The sequence below is a fragment of the Nocardioides hwasunensis genome (assembly GCF_014779665.1).
GTDB lineage: Bacteria > Actinomycetota > Actinomycetes > Propionibacteriales > Nocardioidaceae > Nocardioides > Nocardioides hwasunensis.
This window is the reverse complement of sequence record NZ_JACXYY010000005.1, coordinates 57245-76931: the sequence shown is the minus strand read 5'-3', so window position 1 is coordinate 76931 and position 19687 is coordinate 57245. Positions and strand designations below refer to the sequence as shown.

Below are 19687 nucleotides of genomic sequence, written 5' to 3'. Positions count from 1 at the left end.
CGACGGCGCCCACCGGTCGACCGGGACGTACGCAGCCCTCCCGCGGCGACTGTGACGGGTGCCACGGTGACGGCGGTCACACTCCGGTGGCCCCTGCGGAAGGACTCGATCCGTGACAGAGCACGACAGGGCCGCGCGCCACGACCCCATCTACGACAGGCTGCACGCGACACCCGAGTTCGCGGAGCTGCGACGCCGCTACCGCAGCTTCGTGTTCCCGGCGACGGCTGCGTTCCTGGTCTGGTACCTGCTGTACGTGATCCTCTCCAACTGGGCCGGGGGCTTCATGTCCATCCGGGTGGTCGGTCACATCAACGTCGCGCTGATCTTCGGGATCCTGCAGTTCGTCACGACCTTCGGGCTCGCCTACTACTACGCCCGCTTCTCCGCCGCCAAGCTCGACCCGCTGGCCCGCCAGCTCGACGCGGACTACCGCAAGGGAGGCGACGCCTGATGGACACCCAGCTGCTCACCACGTTCCTGTTCCTCTCCGTCGTCGCGCTGACGGTCGGCATCACCTTCTGGGCGAGCCGGCAGACCAAGACGGCCGCCGACTTCTACTCCGGTGGTCGCTCCTTCTCGGGCTTCCAGAACGGGCTCGCGATCGGCGGCGACTACATGTCAGCCGCGTCGTTCCTCGGCATCTCCGGTGCCATCGCGGTCTACGGCTACGACGGCTTCCTCTACTCCATCGGCTTCCTCGTCGCCTGGCTCGTGGCCCTGCTGCTCGTCGCGGAGATGCTGCGCAACGCCGGGCGCTACACGATGGCCGACCAGCTCGCCTTCCGCATGCGGCAGCGCCCGGTCCGCACGGCCGCATCGATCTCGACCGTCGTCGTGTCGATCTTCTACCTGCTCGCACAGATGGTCGGCGCCGGCTCGCTCGTCGCGCTGCTGCTCGGTGTCGACAGCCAGGCGATCAAGAACATCACCATCATCGGCGTCGGCGCCCTGATGATCTTCTACGTCGTCGTCGGCGGCATGAAGGGCACGACCTACGTCCAGATCGTCAAGGCCGTGCTGCTCATGATCGGCTCGGCGCTGATCGTGCTGCTGGTGCTGGCGAAGTTCAACTTCAACCTCTCCTCGCTGCTCGGCGCGGCCGCGGAGAACTCCGGCAAGGGCGAGGCCTTCCTCCAGCCCGGCCTGCAGTACGGCGCCACGCTGACGTCGCAGATCGACTTCCTGTCGCTGGGCCTGGCCCTCGTGCTCGGCACCGCCGGCCTGCCGCACATCCTGATCCGCTTCTACACGGTGCCGACCGCGCAGGACGCTCGGAAGTCGGTGCTGTGGGCTATCGGCCTGATCGGCGCGTTCTACCTGATGACGCTGGTGCTCGGATTCGGCGCCGCGGCCCTGCTCGACCGCGACGCGGTCGACCCGGTCGAGGGCGGCAACCAGAACCTCGCCTCCCCGCTGCTCGCCGAGGCCGTCGGTGGCGGAACCGGCTCCACCGGGGGCGCGATCCTGCTGGCCCTCATCGCCGCGGTGGCGTTCGCCACGATCCTGGCCGTCGTCGCCGGACTGACGCTGGCGAGCTCGTCGTCGGTGGCGCACGACCTCTACAAGGGCGTCATCAAGAAGGACCAGCCGGTCACCGAGAAGGACGAGGTGCGGGTCGCGCGCATCGCGGCCTTCGGCATCGGAGCCGTCGCCATCGCCCTGTCGATCCCGGCCCAGCGGCTCAACATCGCGTTCCTCGTGGCCCTGGCCTTCGCGGTCGCGGCCTCGGCCAACCTGCCGGCGATCATCTTCAACATGTTCTGGAAGCGGTTCAACACCCGCGGCGCGACCTGGAGCATCTACGGCGGCCTCACCGCGGCCGTGGGCCTGGTGCTGTTCTCCCCGACGGTCTCCAGCCTGCCGACGTCGCTGTTCCCGAACGCCGACTGGGCGATCTTCCCGCTCAACAACCCGGGCATCGTCTCGATCCCGCTCGGCTTCCTGCTGGGCTACCTCGGCACGGTGACCTCGCGCGAGCCCGACGCCGAGGAGCGCTACGTCGAGCTCGAGGTCCGCGCCCTCACCGGCGCCGGCGCCGAGGAGGCGGCGCAGCACTGACCCGCCCCACCGCATGACGGCGCCCCGGAGGCCAGGCCTCCGGGGCGCCGTCGCGCGTGCGGGTCCTAGAACCCCGTGCCAGGAAGGACGACGAGGCCGTTGACCCTCATCGCGCCGCCGTCGTTGTAGGCGTCGGGTCCCTCGGGCGAGGTGTTGGCGCCGAAGTCGATGCCGGTCGCGGTGAAGGTGCCCGTGGCCGAGTTCCACAGCCCGCCACCCTCGTTGCTGGCCGAGTTGCCCGTCACCGCACCGTTGGCCCAGGTGACCGTGCCAGCTCCCGTGATGTGCAGGGCGCCGCCGTTGCCAGGCGCGGCCCCGGTGGCGTTGTCGCGGGCGTTGACGTTGGTCAGCTCCGCCGAGCCGCCGTTGACCTCGACCGCTCCACCGGCGCGCGGCGCCGAGTTGCCCGTCAGGTCCGTCCAGCCCATGGTCAACGCACCGTTCAGCGAGAGCACGCCGCCGCCGGAGCCCGCAGCGCCAGTCGCCTTGTTCTTCTCGATGGTGGCACCCATGACCGACAGCGAGCCGCCGTCGGAGTAGATCGCGCCGCCGCCCTGGTCGGCTGCGGCGCCGGTGGCGACGTTGCTCCACAGGTGGGTGTCCTTGACGGTCATCGTGCCCGTCGCGGAGTGCCAGAGACCGCCGCCCTCGACGGCGGTGTTGTCGTGCACCTTGGCCTGGGTGACGGTGACAGTGCCGGCGCCCGTCAGGTGCAGGCCACCACCGTTCCCTGGCGCGGTGCCGGCGTCGTTGCCCGACAAGACGGTACGGCTGACGACGGTCGAGCCGATGTTGGCCTCGATGCCGCCGCCCGCACGCTGGGCGGAGTTGCCACTGATGGTGCCGCCGTCGACGCTGAGCGTCCCGAGGTTGTTGAGGACGCCACCGCCAGAGCCCGCGGCACCGGTCGCCTTGTTGGCGGTGATGGTGCTGGCCGCGATGTCGGTGGTGCCGTCCGAGTAGATGCCGCCGCCGCCCTGGTCGGCAGCCGCGCCGGAGGCGATGTTGCGCGAGATCGTCGACCCCGTCACCCGCATCGAACCGGTCGCGGAGCTCCAGAGGCCGCCACCCTCGACGGCGGTGTTGTCCAGCACCTGAGTGGTGTCGACGGTCACGACGCCCGCACCGGTCAGGTGGAGGCCGCCGCCGTTGCCGGGGGCGACACCGGTGCTGTTGGACTGGAGGATCGAGCCGAGGAGGGTCGTGGTGCCCGCGTTGGCCTCGACCCCGCCCCCCGCACGCGGAGCAGTGTTGGCGCGCACCTCGGTGGTGGCGAGCACCACCGTGCCGAGGTTGTTGAGCACTCCGCCGCCGGAGCCGGCCGCACCCGTCGCGGTGTTGTCGTAGACGCGGGAGCCGCGCACGGTGAGCGATCCTCCGTCGTTGTAGAGACCACCGCCGCCCTGGTCGGCGGCGGCGCCCGCCGCCGTGTTGCGACGCACGTCGCTGCGCTCGACGAGCATGGTCCCGGTGTCGGAGTTCCACAGTCCGCCACCCTCGGCGGCGGCGGTGTTGCCGGCCACGACGCTCTCGCGCACCCGGACGTCGCCGGTGCCGGTCAGGTGCAGGCCGCCACCGTTGCCCGGAACGGCACCGGTGGTGTTGCCGGTGAGCCGGACGCGGTTCAGCACTGTCGTGCCGCCGACCGCCTCGATGCCGCCGCCGGCGCGCTCGGCAGAGTTGCCGCGCACGCGGGTGTCGACCACGCGCAGCGTGCCTCCCTCGTTGAGGATGGCGCCGCCCGAGGCGCCCTCGCCCCACACCCTCGCGCTGAGCAGGTGGGACTTGCGGACCGTGACGTCCCCGCGACTGCGGATCAGGCCGCCGCTCTCGCTGGGCGCCGGGGCGCCGTTGCGCAGCTTGACACGCACCAGCTTCAGGGTGCCTCCCTTGCGGACGTCGAACACGCGGTCGACGCTGCGGGCGTTGATCGTCTTCCCGCGCCCGAGCACCACGACGTTGCCTCGGAGGTCGAGGTCACCCTTGCCGACCCCGCCCTTGCTGCCGCGCTTGGTGTCGAACGCGATGGAGCGCATGAGCATGATCCGGTGCTTGCCGGAGGTCTTGTTGGCCTTGCGCACAGCAGCGCGCAGCTGCGCCTCCGTGCGCACGCGAAAGGTGCGCTTGGCGGCCTTCTGTGCGGCGGGGGCGGTGCGACTGCTCGTCTGCTCCGCCTGTCCGGCGCCGGTCGTGCGGGTGGGGTCCGCCGCGCTGGCGGGGGTCACCGCGAAGGCGGCGAGTGCGAGCGCGGTCGCGGCCACACCCGTGGTCGCTCGCACTCCGGTCGTCCTCAGTGCTGACATCGCTGTCTGCCCTTCTGGTCGTCGTGCGGCCCACCGTGGTGCGCCGCCTGTCCGTGCCACCCGGACGGGCGGCGTCACCAGTCGATACGGCTCCCGGCGCACCCGCGTTCACCTCGACGAGGCCCGTCTTCTTCTGCGGTCGGACCTGAACGCCGTCGCGTCGTGCTCCGTACGCACTGGTGTGACCGGCAGACTGCATGGCGTGAGCGACCCCGACGGCGCCGTCCCCTCGCTCGAGGACGAGGACGGCGTGCTGGCCGCCTACCGGCAGCACGGCGCCGAGGTCTACCGTTTCGCGCTGCGCGGCCTCGGCGATCCTGGCGCCGCTCAGGACGTCACCCAGGAGACCTTCGTGAAGGCGTGGCGCAACGCCGCCCGCTACGACCCCGAGACCGCCTCGCTCCGGGTGTGGCTGTTCGGCATCGCCCGCAACACCATGATCGATCACGTCCGCGCCAGCCGGGCGCGGCCGTGGCACACCAGCCTCGTCGACCCGCCGGGCATGGAGTCGGCCGCCGGATCGGTCGAGGACCACGCCGACACCGTCCTCGACGGTTGGCTCGTCGAGGAGGGCATGCGTCGACTGGCGCCCCACCACCGTGAGGCACTCGTGCAGACGCACCTGCTCGGCCGGCCCTACGACGAGGTGGCCGCCGAGCTGTCGATCCCGGTCGGAACCCTCCGCAGCCGGGTCTTCTACGCGATGCGCGCGCTGCGCTCCGCGATGGACGAGATGGGAGTGAGCCTGTGAGTGCCTCCGACGACACGACCCACCGTGAGCTGCGCGAGCTGCTGGGGTCCTTCGCACTGGGTCACCTCGACGGCCCCGAGGCGGCTCGCGTGCGTGCCCACCTCGACGGCTGCGCGCAGTGCCGCGCCGAGGCCGATGACCTGCTGCCCCTCGCCGACCGACTCTCCCTCGTCGACCCCCGCGCCTTCGGTGACGTCCCGGCCCCACCGCCCGCGCTGGGGGAGAACGTACGCCTCGCCGTCGCGCGGGCACGCGCCGATCGCGACGCCGACGAGGTCGGCCGTCGCCGCACCGAGGCGCTCGCGCGGAGGCGCCGCGGCATGGTGCGCGGGCTCGCCGCCGCAGCCGTGGTCGTGGTGGCGCTCGGCGTCGGTGGGGTGGTCGGTCGCACCACCGCTCCCGAGCCGCCCCAGCCCCCGCTCGAGGCCATCTCCCTGGAGGTCGCGCAGGGCGACGCGGTCTCGGTCGACAGTGCCGACCTCGTCGCGCACACGTGGGGAGTCGAGCTGCGCATCGTCGCCGACGGTTTCGCCGCCGGCGAGACGTTCCACGCCGCCTTCCGCACTGACGATGGTGAGCTGGTGCCGGCAGGCGAGTTCCTCGGCGTGGGTGGGGAGACGATGACGTGCTTCCTCCAGTCGGCCAGCCTGCGCGAGGACGTCACCCAGGTCGTCGTGACCGACGACGCGGGACGCACGGTCCTCTCGTCCGACCTCTGAGGCCCCCCGACCTCCCGCCCGTCGCACCCCACTGACCGTCCGGCGCTCGTGGCGGCCACCGCCCTGCCGTTCACCAACCCGCGGGCGCTAGGTTCGGTGACGATGATCACGTTCGCGATGGGAGCGACCTCATGAGCAGCGACACCCTGGCCAACCTCTCCAACGAGGAGCGCCGCTTCGAACCGCCCGCAGACCTGGCAAACGAGGCCAACGTCAAGGCCGAGGCCTACGACCGCGCCGACTCCGACCGCGAGGCCTTCTGGGCCGACGCCGCGGACCGCCTCGACTGGGGCCAGAAGTGGGACCAGGTCCTCGACTGGTCGAACCCGCCCTTCGCGAAGTGGTTCGTCGGCGGCACCCTCAACGCCTCGGTCAACTGCGTGGACCGCCACGTCGACGCGGGCAACGGCGACAAGGTCGCCATCCACTGGGTCGGCGAGCCCGACGACGACACCCGCGACATCACCTACGCGCAGCTCAAGGACGAGGTGTCGAAGGCGGCCAACGCGCTGACCGAGCTGGGTGTGAAGAAGGGCGACCGCGTCGCGATCTACATGCCGATGATCCCCGAGGTCGTCGTCGCGATGCTCGCCTGCGCCCGCCTCGGCGCCCCGCACACCGTGGTCTTCGGCGGCTTCTCGGCCGACGCCCTGGCCTCGCGCATCACCGACTGCGACGCGCAGGTCGTCATCACCTCCGACGGCGGCTACCGCCGCGGTGCCGCGAGCGCGCTCAAGCCGGCCGTCGACGAGGCGGTGGAGAAGACCGGCGACCTGGTGCGCCACGTGCTCGTCGTACGCCGGACGGGCCAGGACGTCGCGTGGGACGAGGGTCGCGACGTGTGGTGGCACGACGCCGTCGACGGGGCCTCGAGCGACCACGAGGCCGAGATGCACGACTCCGAGCACCCGCTCTACGTCATGTACACCTCCGGCACCACCGGCAAGCCCAAGGGCATCCTGCACACCACCGGCGGCTACCTCACCGGCACGTCGTTCACGCACTGGGAGGTCTTCGACCTCAAGCCCGAGACCGACGTCTACTGGTGCACCGCCGACGTCGGCTGGGTGACCGGCCACTCCTACATGGTCTACGGCCCGCTCGCCAACGGCGCGACGCAGGTGATGTACGAGGGCACGCCCGAGAAGGGCCGCTGGTGGCAGATCGTCGAGGACTACAAGGTCACGATCTTCTACACCGCGCCCACCGCCATCCGGACCTTCATGAAGCAGGGCCGCGAGATCCCCGACGGCTACGACATGTCGTCGCTGCGGCTGCTCGGCTCGGTCGGCGAGCCGATCAACCCGGAGGCCTACGTCTGGTACCGCGAGGTCATCGGTGGCGACCGGTGCCCGGTCGTCGACACCTGGTGGCAGACCGAGACCGGCCAGATCATGATCAGCCCGCTGCCCGGCGTCACCGCGGGCAAGCCCGGCTCGGCGATGAAGGCGCTGCCCGGCATCTCCGCCGACGTGGTCGACGACGACGCGAGGTCCGTCGGCAACGGCAACGGCGGCTACCTCGTGCTGAAGGAGCCGTGGCCGGCCATGCTCCGCACGCTGTGGGGCGACGACGAGCGGTTCAAGGACACCTACTGGTCGCGCTGGGAGGGCCTCTACTTCGCCGGCGACGGCGCGAAGCTCGACGACGACGGCGACATCTGGCTGCTCGGGCGGGTCGACGACGTCATGAACGTCTCGGGCCACCGCCTCTCCACCACCGAGATCGAGTCGGCGCTCGTCTCGCACCCGAAGGTCGCCGAGGCAGCCGTCGTAGGTGCCGCCGACGAGACCACCGGCCAGGCGGTCTGCGCCTTCGTCATCCTCCGCGACTCCGCGGGCGACGGCGGCGAGGACATCGTCGAGGAGCTGCGCAAGCACGTCGCCAAGGAGATCGGCGCGATCGCCAAGCCGCGCCAGATCATGGTCGTGCCCGAGCTGCCCAAGACCCGCTCCGGCAAGATCATGCGCCGCCTGCTCAAGGACGTCGCGGAGAACCGCGAGGTCGGCGACGTCACCACCCTGGCCGACTCCACGGTCATGGACCTGATCAAGGAGAAGGAGTCCTCCGCGGCCCCGGAGGACTGATCCCCTCGAGACATCTGAGGACGCCGCGAACGGGATCGACACCGATTCCCGTTCACGACGTCCTCAGATGTCGGGGTCCTCGAGCGAGGGGGCCTTCCGGGTGGCGGCCAGCAGCAGGACGACGCCGACGACGGCCGCGATCAGCGAGGCCAGCAGGATCGCGATCTTGGCCTCCTCGGTCAGCAGCTCGGCGCCGGGGAACGACAGGCCGGCGATGAAGATCGAGACCGTGAAGCCGATCCCGCCGACCGCGCCGAGGCCGAAGAGCATCGACCAGGTCGTGCGCTCGGGGAGCCTGCCCAGGCCGAGGCGTACGGCGGCGAACGACGCCAGGAAGATGCCGACCGGCTTGCCGAGCACCAGGCCGAGCACGATGCCCAGACCGACCGGCTCGGTGAAGACCAGCCCGATGGCGCCGAGCTGGACGCCGGCGTTGGCGAGCGCGAAGACCGGCAGCACGACGTAGGCCGACACCGGGTGGAGCGTGGCCTGCAGGCGCTCGACCACCGACACCGACTCCTTGAGCAGGAAGCGCAGGTGCGCCAGCTCGTCGGGGTCGAGCACGTTGTCGCGCAGCGCCTCGCGGGCGTGGGCGCGGGCGACCTCCTCCTCGAGCAGCGGCGCGGCCGGGGCGAGCAGGCCGATCGCGACGCCTGCGAGCGTGGCGTGGACCCCCGACTCGAGCAGCGCGAACCACACGCCCACCCCGAGGGCGACGTAGACCACCATCGACCAGATCCGCAACCGCTTCGCGAGGGCCATCACGGCGAGCAGGCCGACCGCGAGCGCGAGCCAGCCCAGCGCGAGGTCGCTGGTGTAGAACACCGCGATCACCACGATGGCGCCGATGTCGTCGACGATCGCCAGGGTCAGCAGGAACAGCCGCGCGGGCGCTGGGATGCGACGTCCGAGGATGCCGAGCACGCCCACCGCGAAGGCGATGTCGGTCGCCATCGGGATCCCCCACCCGGCGCCGCCCTCGCTGCCTGGGGGGTTGAGGGCGAGGTAGATCCCCGCTGGCACCACCATGCCGCCGATCGCCGCCACGATCGGCAGCGCGGCGGTCTTCGGGTCACGCAGGTCGCCGTTGACCAGCTCGTACTTGATCTCCAGCCCGACGACGAAGAAGAAGATCACCATCAGCGCGTCGTTGACCCAGTGCTGGAGCGACTCGTCGAGGTGCAGCGGACCCACGTCGAGAGTCAGGTGCGTGTGCCAGAGCGCGTCGTACGACGACGCCCACGGGCTGTTGGCCCAGACCAGGGCGACCACCGCGGCCAGGATCAGCAGTAGCGATCCAGCGGCCTCGATGCGCAGGAACTCGCGCACCGGTCGGGCGACGAGGCGGGCCAGCGGACGGTCGCTCGCGGTGTAGACGGGTCCGGACTGCCAGAGGTCGTCACCGGGCTCGGACGTGCGCGGGTCGCGGGGGTGTGAGGCCATGTGGCCCACCTTTCGGGGTGGTCGGACGGTCATCACCGCGGTGTGGCACCACGGGCCGACCAGACTTCCCGGCTCACCTGCACCCCAGTCTAGGGGGTGCGCGTTGGTAGGGTCGCAGCGTTCAGCACCCCGGCGCACGACGAAGGACCGCCCCACATGGCCAACGAACCGATCAAGGACACAGATCCGACGCTCGGCAAGCTCGTCATGGACGCGCAGCGCGACATCTCGACCCTCGTCTCGCAAGAGATCCAGCTCGCCAAGTCCGAGCTGAAGGTCAGCGTCCGCCACGGTGGTCTCGGCATCGGCCTGTTCGCCGCCGCGGCCTTCCTGCTGCTGCTCGCGGTGATCATGCTGTCGGTGTCGATCGCCTACTTCATCCACTGGGCCGGTCTCGGCCTGCACTGGTCGTTCCTGATCGTCTTCGGGCTCTACGTCCTCGTGGCCGCGGTCCTCGGGCTCATCGGCCTACGGCAGGTCAAGCAGGTCAAGGCTCCCGAGCGGGCGATCAAGCAGGGCAAGCAGATCCCCGGCGCGCTCAAGGGCAAGGGCTGAGCCTCAGCGCACGCAGGTGCCCGTGTCGACGGGTGACTGGCGCGCGATCCCGGCCTCCGCGGACTCCGCGACCTGGGCCGCGGTCAGCGCGTAGCCGGTGTCGGGGTCGCTGACCGAGGCGGCGAAGACCAGCCCGGCCACCTCGCCGGCCGAGGTCACGATCGGGCCGCCGGAGTTGCCCGGGCGGATCAGCGCGCGCAGCGAGTAGACCTGACGGATGACGGTGCCCTCCCCGTAGATGTCGGGCGAGCGCAGCCGCTGCTCGGAGCGGATGCGTCCGGTCTCCACGGAGTAGGGGCCGTCCTGGGGGTAGCCGAGCACGGCGATCGCGTCGCGCGGCTGGGCCTCGACGTCGAACGACAGCTGGGGCACACCGGCATCGGGCAGGGACAGCACGGCGATGTCGAGCTCGGGGTCGTAGAGGACGACCGAGGCGACGACGCTCGAGCCGCCGACCTCGACCTCGGGGCGAGTGACTCCCGCGACGACGTGCGCGTTGGTCATCAGCCGGCCGGGTGCGTAGAAGAAGCCGGTGCCCTCGACGCCGCTGCCGCACCCGTTGGCGCCGCGGACCTTGACCACGCTGGACTCGGCCGCGACGACGTCGGGATCCGTGAGCATCCGCGGGTCGCCCGGCTTGACCGCCACGATGCGCTCGGGCGCGAACGGCTCGAGATAGCGCGGGAAGAACGTCGTGCCCACGACGTTGTTGAAGGTCTGCAGCACCTTGCTGGAGTCGGTCGGGAGGGTCTGGTCGACCTTGGCCAGGATCGTCGAGTCGCGCACCAGCGGCGTGAAGGCGCCGATGCGGGTGCCGGAGACCGCCACGCCCAGCGCCCAGGCGACCAGGAGCACGGCGACCGCGCTGAGGACGGAGCCCCCGACGGCGTCGACCGCGCGGATCGGCTGCCAGGTGATGCGGTCGCGGATCCGGGCGCCGACGAACTGGAAGATCGCCTGGCCGAGCGACGCCGAGACGATCACGATGAAGAGGGCGCCCAGCGAGACCCACAGCGACGGCGACGCGTCGCCGAGGGCGAGGGGCGCGACCCAGATGCCGAGCAGGCCGCCGAGGAGCAGGCCCGCGGTCGCGCAGGCACCGGTGATGAAGCCCTGCCAATAGCCGGAGAGGGCATAGATCCCCACGAGTGCGACGAGGCACCAGTCGAGGACGTTCACGATGCGCTACTCCTCGAGCCTGGTGTTCGGCGGCGTGCTGGGGGCGAGGTCGGTGCCTCTGGGGACACCTTGCAGCATGTGGTCCGGCAGGTCACGCACCCGCGCCCCACCCGATTGCTGCGCCCAGTCCTCGGCCCACCCGAGGTAGGAGAAGAGCCGGGCGACGATGCCGGCGGTGAAGCCCCACAGGATCACGTCGCGGTCCGGCCCGATGAGGAAGCCCGGGCCGAGCCACCCGCTGGGGTGGCGGACCTGGATGCGGTGCGCCGGGTCGAGCAGGTCGGCGATCGGCACGCTGTGGATCTCGTGCACCTCGTCGGGGCTGGCGATGTGCACGTCGCCGCGGTCGCGCCAGTAGCCCAGCACGGGGGTCACCGCGAAGTTGCTCGGGGGGAGCCAGAGCTCGGGGAGCTCACCGAACACCTCGACCTCGGACGGCTCGAGGCCGATCTCCTCGAACGCCTCGCGCAGCGCCGCCTCCCGCGCCGTCTCCCCGGGGTCGAGCGAGCCGCCGGGGAAGGAGACCTGGCCGGGGTGCGAGCGCATGTGGTGGTTGCGCTCGGTCAGCAGCAGCTCGCCGCGGTGGGCGAGGTCGTCGGGTGCGGTCGGGTCCGCGTCGCGGTCGGCGAAGACCATCAGCACCGCGCCGCGCCGGGGGTCGCTGCCCTCCGGGGGCATGAAGCGGGTGAGCTCGTGCACCGTGATCGTGGAGCACGCCTCGAGCACGGGCGTGAGCCAGGCAGGCAGCGTCACGAGGTGCTCTCCTCGACGATCACAAGGTGATCCCGAGGTGCTCGGACACGAGCTCCTTGACCTCGGCCAGGGAGTCGACGCCACCGGACGACTGTCCGGTCACCCGACCGGCCGCGTCGACGAAGACGAACGCCGGCATCCCCCGTCGGCCGATCGCGAAGGCCTCCTCCGCCATCAGCTCACCCCCGGGGTCGGCGATCGAGGGGTAGGTGGCCCCGGTGCGCTCGGCCAGCGCCATCGCCCGCGCCGGCTGCACGTCGTTGAAGTCGACGCCGAGCACGCCGACCTGGTCGGCGTACTGCTGGTGGAGCTGCTCGAGGACCGGCATCTCCTTCTCGCAGGGGCCGCAGTTGGCCTGCCACAGGTTGATCACGAGCGGCCCGCGCAGCGACGACAGGTCGACGTCGGGCCCGCCACCCAAGCACGGCAGCGTCAGGTCGGGGAGGCCACCCTCGACCCGCTCGCCGGTGCCGGGCTCGCAGTCCGCCATCCCGATGCGGGCCTTGACCTCCCGCAGCGCGGGGGTGTCGACCTTGACGTCGGGAGGGCGTACGTCGATGCCGCCACCGTCGCTGCTGCAGGCGCTCAGCGACACCGCGAGGAGCACCGCGAGGAGCGCCTTCCTCATGAGCACCGCCTCACGCGGGCCCCTGGGTGGTGACGAGCTTCTCCGCCTCGATCGGGTCGGTCGGGCCGGCACCGAAGGCGGGGCACAGCTTGGCCACCGGGCACGCGCCGCACGCGGGCTTCTTCGCGTGGCAGCGGCGCCGGCCGTGCCAGATGAGGTGGTGGGACAGCATCGTCCAGTCGCGCTTGGGGAACAGGGCGCCGACGGCGTGCTCGACCTTGACCGGGTCGGTCTCCTCGGTCCAGCCGAAGCGGCGCGCGAGGCGGCCGAAGTGGGTGTCGACGGTGATGCCCGGCAAGCCGTAGGCGTTGCCGAGGACGACATTGGCCGTCTTGCGGCCCACCCCGGGCAGCGTCACGAGGTCGTCGAGGCGGGAGGGCACCTCGCCGTCGAAGTCGTCGACCAGCGCCTGGCTGAGCTTGAGCAGCGAGTCGCTCTTCTGCCGGAAGAAGCCGAGCGGGCCGAGCAGCTGCTCCATGTGCTCGCGCGGGGCGGCCGCCATCGCCACCGGCGTCGGGTAGGCCGCGAAGAGGGCGGGACTGGCGGCGTTGACCCGGCGGTCGGTGGTCTGGGCCGAGATGACGGTGACGACGAGGCATTCGAACGCGTTGGTGAAGTCGAGCTCGGCGCGGGCGTCGGGATAGGTCTCGGCGAGGATGCGGTCGATCTTGCGCGCACGGCGGACGAGGGACGTGTCGGGCTTGGGGATCTCGACGACCTTCTTCTTCGGCGGCACCTGCCCAGCCTACGGTCCGCCGCCGACAGCACGATCGGGACCGTCGGCCGCGGATTACGTGGGCAGGTCCACCCGTGTGAGGCGGACCACGGCTAGGATCGTGCCGATCCCGGACCGCACCACCGGGCGCACCCGACTGGGAGGAATGACGTGGACAACGACGTGCTCCGGCAGGCACCGCTGTTCAGCTCGCTCGATGACGAGGCGGCGACAGCGCTGGGCAACTCGATGGCCGAGACCACGCTGCGTCGTGGCGACGTCCTCTTCCACGAGGGCGACTCGGGCGACAAGCTCTACATCGTCACCGAGGGCAAGGTGAAGCTCGGCCGCTCCTCCTCCGACGGTCGCGAGAACCTGCTGGCCATCATGGGCCCCGGCCAGATGTTCGGCGAGCTGTCCCTCTTCGACCCGGGCCCGCGCTCGGCCACCGTCACCGCGGTCACCGACGCCACCTTCGGCTCGCTGTCGCACGACGACCTCCTCCGCTGGCTCGACGGGCGCCCGCAGGTCGCCCGCGGCCTGCTCTCCCAGCTCGCCTCGCGGCTGCGCAAGTCCAACGACGTGGTCGCCGACCTGGTCTTCTCCGACGTCCCGGGCCGGGTCGCCAAGGCACTGCTCGACCTCGCCGACCGCTTCGGCCGCACCGCCGACGACGGCGTCCACGTGCACCACGACCTCACCCAGGAGGAGCTCGCCCAGCTGGTCGGCGCCTCCCGCGAGACGGTCAACAAGGCGCTCGCCGACTTCGCCTCGCGCGGCTGGCTGCGACTCGAGCCCCGCTCCGTGGTGATCATGGACCTCGAGCGCCTCTCGCGCCGCGCGCGCTGAGATAGTTCCGCCCGGCTGACCCCCGCACCGGCGCACTCCTGCGTCGTAGGTGGTGAAGGGGGTTCACGATGAGCGATCGATCCGGGTTCGACCAGTTCGTCCATGCGCGCGGCCCTGCCCTCGCGCGGACGGCGTACCTCCTCACGGGTGACCACCACCTCGCTGAGGACCTCGTGCAGGCCGCGCTCGCCAAGGCGGCCCAGCACTGGGAGCGCATCGACACCTCGCCGGAGGCCTACGTCCGGCGCACGATGTACCACCAGAACATCTCCTGGTGGCGCCGCCGCAAGTTCGCGGAGACCACGCTCGGCTCGTACGACGCCGCGGCGCCCGCGTCGGACCCGACGTTGCGGCTCACCCTCGAGCAGGCACTGCGCCGGCTCACCGCGCGCCAGCGGACCGTGCTGGTGCTGCGCTACTTCGAAGACCTCACCGAGGTCCAGACCGCCAAGGCCCTGGGCATCTCCAGCGGAGCGGTGAAGTCCATGTCGCGGCAGGCCCTCAAGCGGCTGCGCGACCTCGCACCCGAGCTCGCCGACCTGGTGGGAGCAGACGCATGAGCACAGACTTCCGCGAGGAGCTCCACGCCCTCGCCGACACCCAGACCTTCACCCCCGACCCCTCCGCGTGGGACCGCGGCCGGCGCGCGCGGCGCCACACCCGCATCGTCCGCGGGGCGGCTGCCGTCGTCGCGGTGGCGGCGATCGCCGGGGCCAGCGCCCTCGCCCTCCAGCCCGACCGTGAGGCCCGCACGGCCGACACCGAGGTGCCGGGCGGCGCGATCCCGAGTGTCATCCCCGAGCCCGGCGGCGACGTACTCACCGATCTCGCGGTCGGCCGCGCCTCGGTGGCGTACGTCGACTCCGACGCTCAGCCGGTGCTGGTGGACGCCAGCACGGGCGAGGCGCACCGCGTGGAGCTGCCGGACTTCCCGGACGCCGACTCGTTCGACGACTACGCCGACTCCCGCAGCGGTTCCTGGTTCGCGTTGTCGCCCGACGGCACGCGACTGGCGTACCCGACCGTCTCGCGCATGGAGCGTGATCCGGGCGAGTTCTCCATCATGACCTCCTGGTACCGCACGGTCGACCTCGCCACCGGCGAGAGCGAGCTGGTCGACCTTCCGGCGTGCGGGCCCACGCCGTGGGCGATGACGTGGACGCCCGACGACCAGATCTCGATCGTCGGGATCAACCGGGATGCCTTCGAGCCGGAGGACCCCGGCGTGGTCAGCTGCACGGTCGATCCGTCGACCGGCGACACGAGCTCCCAGCCACTCGTCGGCGTGATGGCGCCGGGGGCCGGGATCAGCGCGACCTTCCCCGGCACCGACCTGCGCCTCGTGGACCTGCAGAAGGGCGGGCCGCCTGTCGACGAACCCGTCGACGCCGTGCCGTTCGTGACGTCGTCCGGCAGCGACCTCGGCCGCGGCATCCCGGACGACCACTACCCCGACGGCTCCGTCGTGCGACCGATCGGGTGGGCCGACGACAGTCTGCTCGTGGCCGAGGTCGGCGACGATGTCGTGCTCCTCACCTCACCCGACCGTTCGGAGTCGGAGTGGGTCTGGCGCACGCTGGTCGAGGACCTGCCCGAGGGGCTCGGCACCAGCATCGCGGTGGACCTCGTCCCCGACCTCGACGGAAGCCCTGAGCAGCAGCTGACCCACGACTTCAGCTCACCCGGTGCTGCCGGCGCGGAGACCAGCAGCCCCGCGCTCCCAGTGTGGTCCGAGGCCCTGCTGGCCGTCCTCGCCCTGGTGATCATCGCGGTCGTCGTGGGCGCACTCCGGCTCCTGTCCCGTGGCATCCGCCGCCGCACGTAGACGCACGGGCAGACGTTGCGGGCGGGCACCGCTGTCAGGCGTGCCAGCATGACGGACCGATGACCAATGTCCGCGCGTCTCCTGCCAGAAAGTTCGCCACTGGTACCACCCGGCACGACGCGGGCCGGCGTCTGACGTCGTACAGAGCGCATTTCTGGGGGGTGCACACCGGTGATCACTGACGACGAGGCGGGCTTCGCCGAGTTCGTGGCGGGGCGGCAGGCCGCGCTGTCGCGGACGGCGTACCTCCTGACCGGCGACCACCACCTCGCGCAGGACCTGGTGCAGGCCGCGCTGCTGCAGGCGGCCAAGCACTGGCGGCGGATCCACACCTCGCCCGAGGCCTACGTGCGGCGGGCGATGTATCACCAGAACATCTCGTGGTGGCGGCGCCGACGCCACGTGACCGAGATGTCGCTGGGGGCCTACGACGGCGCGTCCACGTCGCCCGACACCGACCTACGGCTGACGCTCGACGAGGCGCTCGGCCACCTCACCACCAAGCAGCGCACCGTGCTCGTGCTGCGCTTCTACGAGGACCTCACCGAGGTCGAGACCGCCCGCGCGCTCGGTCTCTCGACCAGCACGGTGAAGTCCACGACCCGCCACGCCCTCGCCCGGCTGCGGACGCTCGCCCCCGAGCTCGCCGAGCTGATCGGAGCAGACGCATGAACGACCTCCGCACCACCTTCCGGCGGCTCGCCGACTCCGCCGAGCCGCTCCCGGTCTCCGACGACCTCTGGCAGCGCGCGCAGGCCTCGCGTCGCCGCGGCCAGGTGCTGGTCGCCGCGGCGGTGCTCGCGATCATCGCCTCCGTCACCTGGAGTGCAGTGCTGCTGGGCTGCGGCGACCGCGAGGCACGTACGGCGTCCACGGACACGGTCCCCGGCGGCGCGATCCCCAGCCGGATCGACGACGTCCCGGCCGACCTGCCGGTGACGACCGACCTCGCCGTCGGCCGGTCCTCGGTCGCCTTCCTCTCACCCACCTCCATGCGGCCGGTGGTCATCGGGGCCGAGGACGGCCGCTACCGCCAGCTCGACCTCCCGGACGGGCCGACCGAGACCGGGAAGCTCGCCCTGTCCCCCGACGGGAAGCACTTGGCCTGGGCCGTCCTCGGGCGGATCCACGTCATCGACCTCGAGACCGGCGAAGGGACCTTCTTCCCCGCGAACGACGAGCACCGGGACGTCGACACACTCGCCTGGACACCGGGTTCGGACCACCTGCTGTGGACCGGCACCGACCGGGACGGCAAGGACTCCGGCGGCCTGCTTCCGATCGGCGGCGAGTCCGAGGTGTTCAGGACGTCGGCACTGCTGGGCATCCCGTCCCCGACCAATGAGCTGACCGCGGTCAGCACCCTGGAAGTGGGCGACAGCGCGACGTTCGCCCAGCAGCGGGGCAAGCGCGTCGAACGAGCGCTCCCGACGGACCTGTATCCGCAGGGCGCCACCACCCGGCCGCTGGGCTGGGCCCAGGACCACCTCGTCGTCGAGCAGGTCGACGCACCTCCCGAGTCGTACGTCGAGGGGGCGCACCTGGTGCTCCTCACCTCGCCCGACGTCCCCGAGTCGGAGTGGACCTACCGCATCCTGGTGCGCGACGTCCCGCAGGACGGGGTCGTGCTCAGCCTCGCCGTCGACCTCGTCCCCGACCTCGACGGCACGTCGTCGCAACAGCTGACCCACGACTTCGGCGACCCGCTCGCGGACCAGCAGCGCGACGTCTCGTGGATGATCGGCCTCGGCGTCGCCGGCGCCATCGGCGTACTCATGGGGCTCCGGCGCCTCCTCCGTCGCCCGCTGCGGTAGTCCCCTACGTTCTGGGCGCTCGGACGACGACCAGAACGTAGGGGACTACCCCCGCGGTCAGGGGCGGGGGTCGCGGCCGGCGAACGCCACGAGCCGCTCGTACGCCGACGCGTCGTCCGACAGCGAGACCTCGGAGCCGAAGGCCCCGGAGCGGTTCTCGTCGGTCAGGCCGCTCCGCATCTCGACGAACCGGCGGGACCGGTCGCCACGTGGGCGGCGAGCTGCCGGACGGTCCAGTCCGAGCACAGGGTGGGGTGGTCGAGGTTCTCAAGACCCCCTCGCGGGGTAGTCCGTATCAGAGTTCCGGTCGATTCTCGGATCGACCGGAGGATTGATGCGGACTACCCCGCGGTGGCGAGGTAGGCCAGCTGGGCGCGGACCGACAGCTCGGCCGCACCCCACAGCACCGGGTCGACGTCGGCGTAGACGATCTCCACGATCGCGCGGGCGGGGTCGTCCGACGCGGACGAGGGGGGCAGGGACGCGAGCGCCTCGCGCACCTGCTCGAGCCGCTGCTCGCGGTGGGCGAGGTAGAAGTCGAGGGCGCCCAGCGCGTCGTCGATGACCGGGCCGTGGCCGGGCCAGACGGTGGTGATGCCCTGCTCGCCGCAGAGGGCGTGCAGCCGCTGGAGCGAGGAGAGGTACGCCCCCAGCTGGCCGTCGGGGTGCGCGACGACGGTGGTGCCGCGGCCCAGGACGGTGTCGCCGGTGAGCACGGCGCGGTCCTGCGGCACGACGAACGACAGCGAGTCCGAGGTGTGCCCGGGGGTCGCGACGACGTGCACCTCGAGGTCGCCGACCGCGACCACGTCGCCCTCGCCGAGCCCCTCCGAGCCGAGCCGGTAGGCCGGGTCGAGAGCGCGTACGCCGCACCCGTGCCGCTCGGCGTACTCCCGGGCCGCCTCGCTGTGGTCGGCGTGGTGGTGGGTCAGCAGCACGACCGACACGTCACCCGCGGCGGCGTCGACCGCGGACAGGTGGGCCTCGATCGACGGGCCCGGGTCGACGACCACCGACCGGGACGAGTCGGGGTCGCGCAGCACCCAGGTGTTGGTGCCGTCGAGGGTCATCATCCCGGCGTTCGGCGCCAGCACGCAGGTGCCCGTGTCGCCGAAGGCGCCGCCGGCCCAGGGGGTCGGCGAGCTCATCGCGCGGCCAGCAGGGAGACGTAGCGCGGCGGCGTGGACAGGATGAACCCCTCCCCGTCGGCGGTCACCTCGGGCATGAACATCTCCACCGTCCGGCCCCGCGCCTCCGCGAGGACGGCGGAGGGATCGGCGTACTGCCCCACGTCGAGGCAGGTGAGCCAGGTCGGCGGCATCATCTGCACCCGCTGCTCCTCGACGTCCTCGACGACGTCGAGGGCATCGGCCCACCACACCGACGACGACTCGGTGGAGACGTCGCGGGTGACCTGTCCCTCGGGGAGCCGGGCCACGAAGAACCACGTGCGGTAGCGACGTGGCTCGAAGATCGGGGTCAGCCAGCCCGACCACGCACCGAGGAGGTCGGTGCGGAGCACGAGCGATCGCCGCTCGAGGAACGCCGTCAGCGACAGCTCGCGCGACTCGAGGGCGACCCGGTCGGCCTCCCAGTCGTCGCCGGTCGTGTCGGCGACCACCTCGTCGGCGCTCGCACCGGCGAGCAGCACCGACGACTCCTCGAAGGTCTCGCGCACCGCCGCGCACACCAGTGCCCGGGCCCTCGCCTCGTCACAGCCCAGGCGGGTCGCCCACTCGGCGGGCGAGGGACCGGCCCAGAGACCGCGGTCGACCAGCTCGTCGTCGAAGTCGCGTGGATCGACGCCACCGCCGGGGAACACGCACATCCCGCCGGCGAAGGCCATCGACGTCTGCCGCCGCAGCAGGTAGAGCTCCGAGGCGCGAGCGCCGGGGCGCAGCAGGACCACGGTGGCCGCGTCCCGCGGCTCGGCGGGGGCGCCGTCGCCGGCGGCGTACGCTCGCGCCTTCGCGACGAGTGCCTCCGGCAGCGGGAGTCGCTGCAC

21 protein-coding genes are annotated in these 19687 nt (G+C 71.7%); 11 read left to right on the top strand and 10 right to left on the bottom strand.

Annotation, left to right across the window (positions count from 1 at the left end; translation table 11 throughout):
* The first annotated feature begins 112 nt into the window (after positions 1 to 112).
* Both IEZ25_RS12815 and IEZ25_RS12810 read left to right on the top strand, forming a co-directional pair.
* Positions 113 to 454 (top strand): DUF485 domain-containing protein, encoded by a 342-nt coding sequence (locus tag IEZ25_RS12815; protein WP_318152210.1) that lies wholly within the window; start codon positions 113 to 115, stop codon positions 452 to 454.
* Positions 454 to 2061 carry a solute symporter family protein gene (locus IEZ25_RS12810; protein ID WP_191199835.1) on the top strand — a complete coding sequence of 536 codons (1608 nt, stop codon included), beginning with the start codon at positions 454 to 456 and terminating at the stop codon, positions 2059 to 2061. The genes IEZ25_RS12815 and IEZ25_RS12810 overlap by 1 nt, the downstream gene beginning before the upstream one ends.
* Before the next feature lie 65 nt (positions 2062 to 2126).
* Here the strand turns inward: IEZ25_RS12810 and IEZ25_RS12805 are convergent, their stop codons facing one another.
* On the bottom strand, positions 2127 to 4340 hold the full coding sequence (locus tag IEZ25_RS12805) for a hypothetical protein (protein ID WP_224748965.1): 2214 nt from the start codon (positions 4338 to 4340) through the stop codon (positions 2127 to 2129).
* A gap of 226 nt (positions 4341 to 4566) precedes the next feature.
* On the opposite strand from IEZ25_RS12805, the gene IEZ25_RS21500 reads away from it, so the two are divergent.
* The 3 genes from IEZ25_RS21500 to acs all read left to right on the top strand — a co-directional run bounded on the left by IEZ25_RS21500 (position 4567) and on the right by acs (position 7921).
* Positions 4567 to 5115, top strand: a complete 549-nt coding sequence (locus IEZ25_RS21500; protein WP_318152209.1) for a sigma-70 family RNA polymerase sigma factor — start codon at positions 4567 to 4569, stop codon at positions 5113 to 5115.
* Positions 5112 to 5834, top strand: coding sequence for an anti-sigma factor family protein (locus tag IEZ25_RS12795; RefSeq protein ID WP_191199833.1), 723 nt, complete (start codon positions 5112 to 5114; stop codon positions 5832 to 5834). Before IEZ25_RS21500 ends, IEZ25_RS12795 begins: the two co-directional genes overlap by 4 nt.
* A gap of 131 nt (positions 5835 to 5965) precedes the next feature.
* Positions 5966 to 7921, top strand: coding sequence for an acetate--CoA ligase (acs, locus tag IEZ25_RS12790; RefSeq protein WP_191199832.1), 1956 nt, complete (start codon positions 5966 to 5968; stop codon positions 7919 to 7921).
* A gap of 63 nt (positions 7922 to 7984) precedes the next feature.
* Here acs and nhaA read toward each other — a convergent pair whose 3' ends face one another.
* Positions 7985 to 9364, bottom strand: coding sequence for a Na+/H+ antiporter NhaA (nhaA, locus tag IEZ25_RS12785; RefSeq protein ID WP_191199831.1), 1380 nt, complete (start codon positions 9362 to 9364; stop codon positions 7985 to 7987).
* A 156-nt stretch (positions 9365 to 9520) separates the two neighbouring features.
* Between nhaA and IEZ25_RS12780 the strand changes: the two genes are divergently transcribed.
* The gene (locus tag IEZ25_RS12780; RefSeq protein WP_191199830.1) at positions 9521 to 9919 is read left to right on the top strand and encodes a phage holin family protein; all 399 of its coding nucleotides are present in this window, start codon (positions 9521 to 9523) and stop codon (positions 9917 to 9919) included.
* Between the two features lie 3 nt (positions 9920 to 9922).
* Here IEZ25_RS12780 and IEZ25_RS12775 read toward each other — a convergent pair whose 3' ends face one another.
* From IEZ25_RS12775 to nth, 4 genes are read right to left on the bottom strand one after another with little or no spacing between them, the layout of a single operon-like run.
* Entirely contained in the window at positions 9923 to 11098 is a 1176-nt protein-coding gene (locus IEZ25_RS12775; RefSeq protein ID WP_191199829.1) for a MarP family serine protease, read from the bottom strand.
* Between the two features lie 6 nt (positions 11099 to 11104).
* Positions 11105 to 11851, bottom strand: a complete 747-nt coding sequence (locus IEZ25_RS12770) for an NUDIX hydrolase (RefSeq protein ID WP_318152208.1) — start codon at positions 11849 to 11851, stop codon at positions 11105 to 11107.
* A gap of 19 nt (positions 11852 to 11870) precedes the next feature.
* Positions 11871 to 12479 (bottom strand): TlpA disulfide reductase family protein, encoded by a 609-nt coding sequence (locus tag IEZ25_RS12765; protein WP_191199828.1) that lies wholly within the window; start codon positions 12477 to 12479, stop codon positions 11871 to 11873.
* 10 nt (positions 12480 to 12489) lie between these two features.
* Positions 12490 to 13215 carry an endonuclease III gene (nth, locus tag IEZ25_RS12760; RefSeq protein ID WP_191199827.1) on the bottom strand — a complete coding sequence of 242 codons (726 nt, stop codon included), beginning with the start codon at positions 13213 to 13215 and terminating at the stop codon, positions 12490 to 12492.
* Positions 13216 to 13365: 150 nt separating this feature from the next.
* Here nth and IEZ25_RS12755 point away from each other — a divergent pair, with 150 nt between their 5' ends.
* From IEZ25_RS12755 to IEZ25_RS12735, 5 genes are all read left to right on the top strand, one after another.
* Positions 13366 to 14043 (top strand): Crp/Fnr family transcriptional regulator, encoded by a 678-nt coding sequence (locus IEZ25_RS12755; RefSeq protein WP_090968825.1) that lies wholly within the window; start codon positions 13366 to 13368, stop codon positions 14041 to 14043.
* Between the two features lie 68 nt (positions 14044 to 14111).
* Entirely contained in the window at positions 14112 to 14603 is a 492-nt protein-coding gene (locus IEZ25_RS12750) for a SigE family RNA polymerase sigma factor (protein ID WP_191199826.1), read from the top strand.
* The gene (locus IEZ25_RS12745; protein ID WP_191199825.1) at positions 14600 to 15868 is read left to right on the top strand and encodes a hypothetical protein; all 1269 of its coding nucleotides are present in this window, start codon (positions 14600 to 14602) and stop codon (positions 15866 to 15868) included. The genes IEZ25_RS12750 and IEZ25_RS12745 overlap by 4 nt, the downstream gene beginning before the upstream one ends.
* A gap of 171 nt (positions 15869 to 16039) precedes the next feature.
* A complete protein-coding gene (locus IEZ25_RS12740; protein ID WP_318152207.1) occupies positions 16040 to 16540 on the top strand; it encodes a SigE family RNA polymerase sigma factor in 501 nt (166 codons plus the stop codon).
* A complete protein-coding gene (locus IEZ25_RS12735) occupies positions 16537 to 17682 on the top strand; it encodes a hypothetical protein (protein WP_191199824.1) in 1146 nt (381 codons plus the stop codon). The genes IEZ25_RS12740 and IEZ25_RS12735 overlap by 4 nt, the downstream gene beginning before the upstream one ends.
* Positions 17683 to 17739: 57 nt before the next feature.
* Here the strand turns inward: IEZ25_RS12735 and IEZ25_RS21870 are convergent, their stop codons facing one another.
* The 4 genes from IEZ25_RS21870 to IEZ25_RS12720 are packed head-to-tail and all read right to left on the bottom strand — an operon-like array spanning position 17740 to position 19687.
* Positions 17740 to 17862 (bottom strand): hypothetical protein, encoded by a 123-nt coding sequence (locus IEZ25_RS21870; protein WP_263575224.1) that lies wholly within the window; start codon positions 17860 to 17862, stop codon positions 17740 to 17742.
* On the bottom strand, positions 17847 to 17978 hold the full coding sequence (locus IEZ25_RS22470) for a maleylpyruvate isomerase N-terminal domain-containing protein (protein ID WP_397184008.1): 132 nt from the start codon (positions 17976 to 17978) through the stop codon (positions 17847 to 17849). The genes IEZ25_RS21870 and IEZ25_RS22470 overlap by 16 nt, the downstream gene beginning before the upstream one ends.
* 45 nt (positions 17979 to 18023) lie before the next feature.
* A complete protein-coding gene (locus IEZ25_RS12725) occupies positions 18024 to 18830 on the bottom strand; it encodes an MBL fold metallo-hydrolase (protein ID WP_191199823.1) in 807 nt (268 codons plus the stop codon).
* The gene (locus IEZ25_RS12720; protein WP_318152206.1) at positions 18827 to 19687 is read right to left on the bottom strand and encodes an NUDIX hydrolase; all 861 of its coding nucleotides are present in this window, start codon (positions 19685 to 19687) and stop codon (positions 18827 to 18829) included. Before IEZ25_RS12720 ends, IEZ25_RS12725 begins: the two co-directional genes overlap by 4 nt.

Excerpts from the sequence above, each read along its gene's own strand:
- IEZ25_RS12735 (WP_191199824.1), top strand. The coding sequence starts at position 16,537 with ATGAACGACCTCCGCACCACCTTCCGGCGGCTCGCCGACTCCGCCGAG.
- IEZ25_RS12765 (WP_191199828.1), bottom strand. The coding sequence starts at position 12,479 with ATGAGGAAGGCGCTCCTCGCGGTGCTCCTCGCGGTGTCGCTGAGCGCC.
- IEZ25_RS12780 (WP_191199830.1), top strand. The coding sequence starts at position 9,521 with ATGGCCAACGAACCGATCAAGGACACAGATCCGACGCTCGGCAAGCTC.
- acs (WP_191199832.1), top strand. The coding sequence starts at position 5,966 with ATGAGCAGCGACACCCTGGCCAACCTCTCCAACGAGGAGCGCCGCTTC.
- IEZ25_RS12750 (WP_191199826.1), top strand. The coding sequence starts at position 14,112 with ATGAGCGATCGATCCGGGTTCGACCAGTTCGTCCATGCGCGCGGCCCT.
- IEZ25_RS12745 (WP_191199825.1), top strand. The coding sequence starts at position 14,600 with ATGAGCACAGACTTCCGCGAGGAGCTCCACGCCCTCGCCGACACCCAG.
- nhaA (WP_191199831.1), bottom strand. The coding sequence starts at position 9,364 with ATGGCCTCACACCCCCGCGACCCGCGCACGTCCGAGCCCGGTGACGAC.
- IEZ25_RS12810 (WP_191199835.1), top strand. The coding sequence starts at position 454 with ATGGACACCCAGCTGCTCACCACGTTCCTGTTCCTCTCCGTCGTCGCG.
- IEZ25_RS21870 (WP_263575224.1), bottom strand. The coding sequence starts at position 17,862 with ATGCGGAGCGGCCTGACCGACGAGAACCGCTCCGGGGCCTTCGGCTCC.
- IEZ25_RS12725 (WP_191199823.1), bottom strand. The coding sequence starts at position 18,830 with ATGAGCTCGCCGACCCCCTGGGCCGGCGGCGCCTTCGGCGACACGGGC.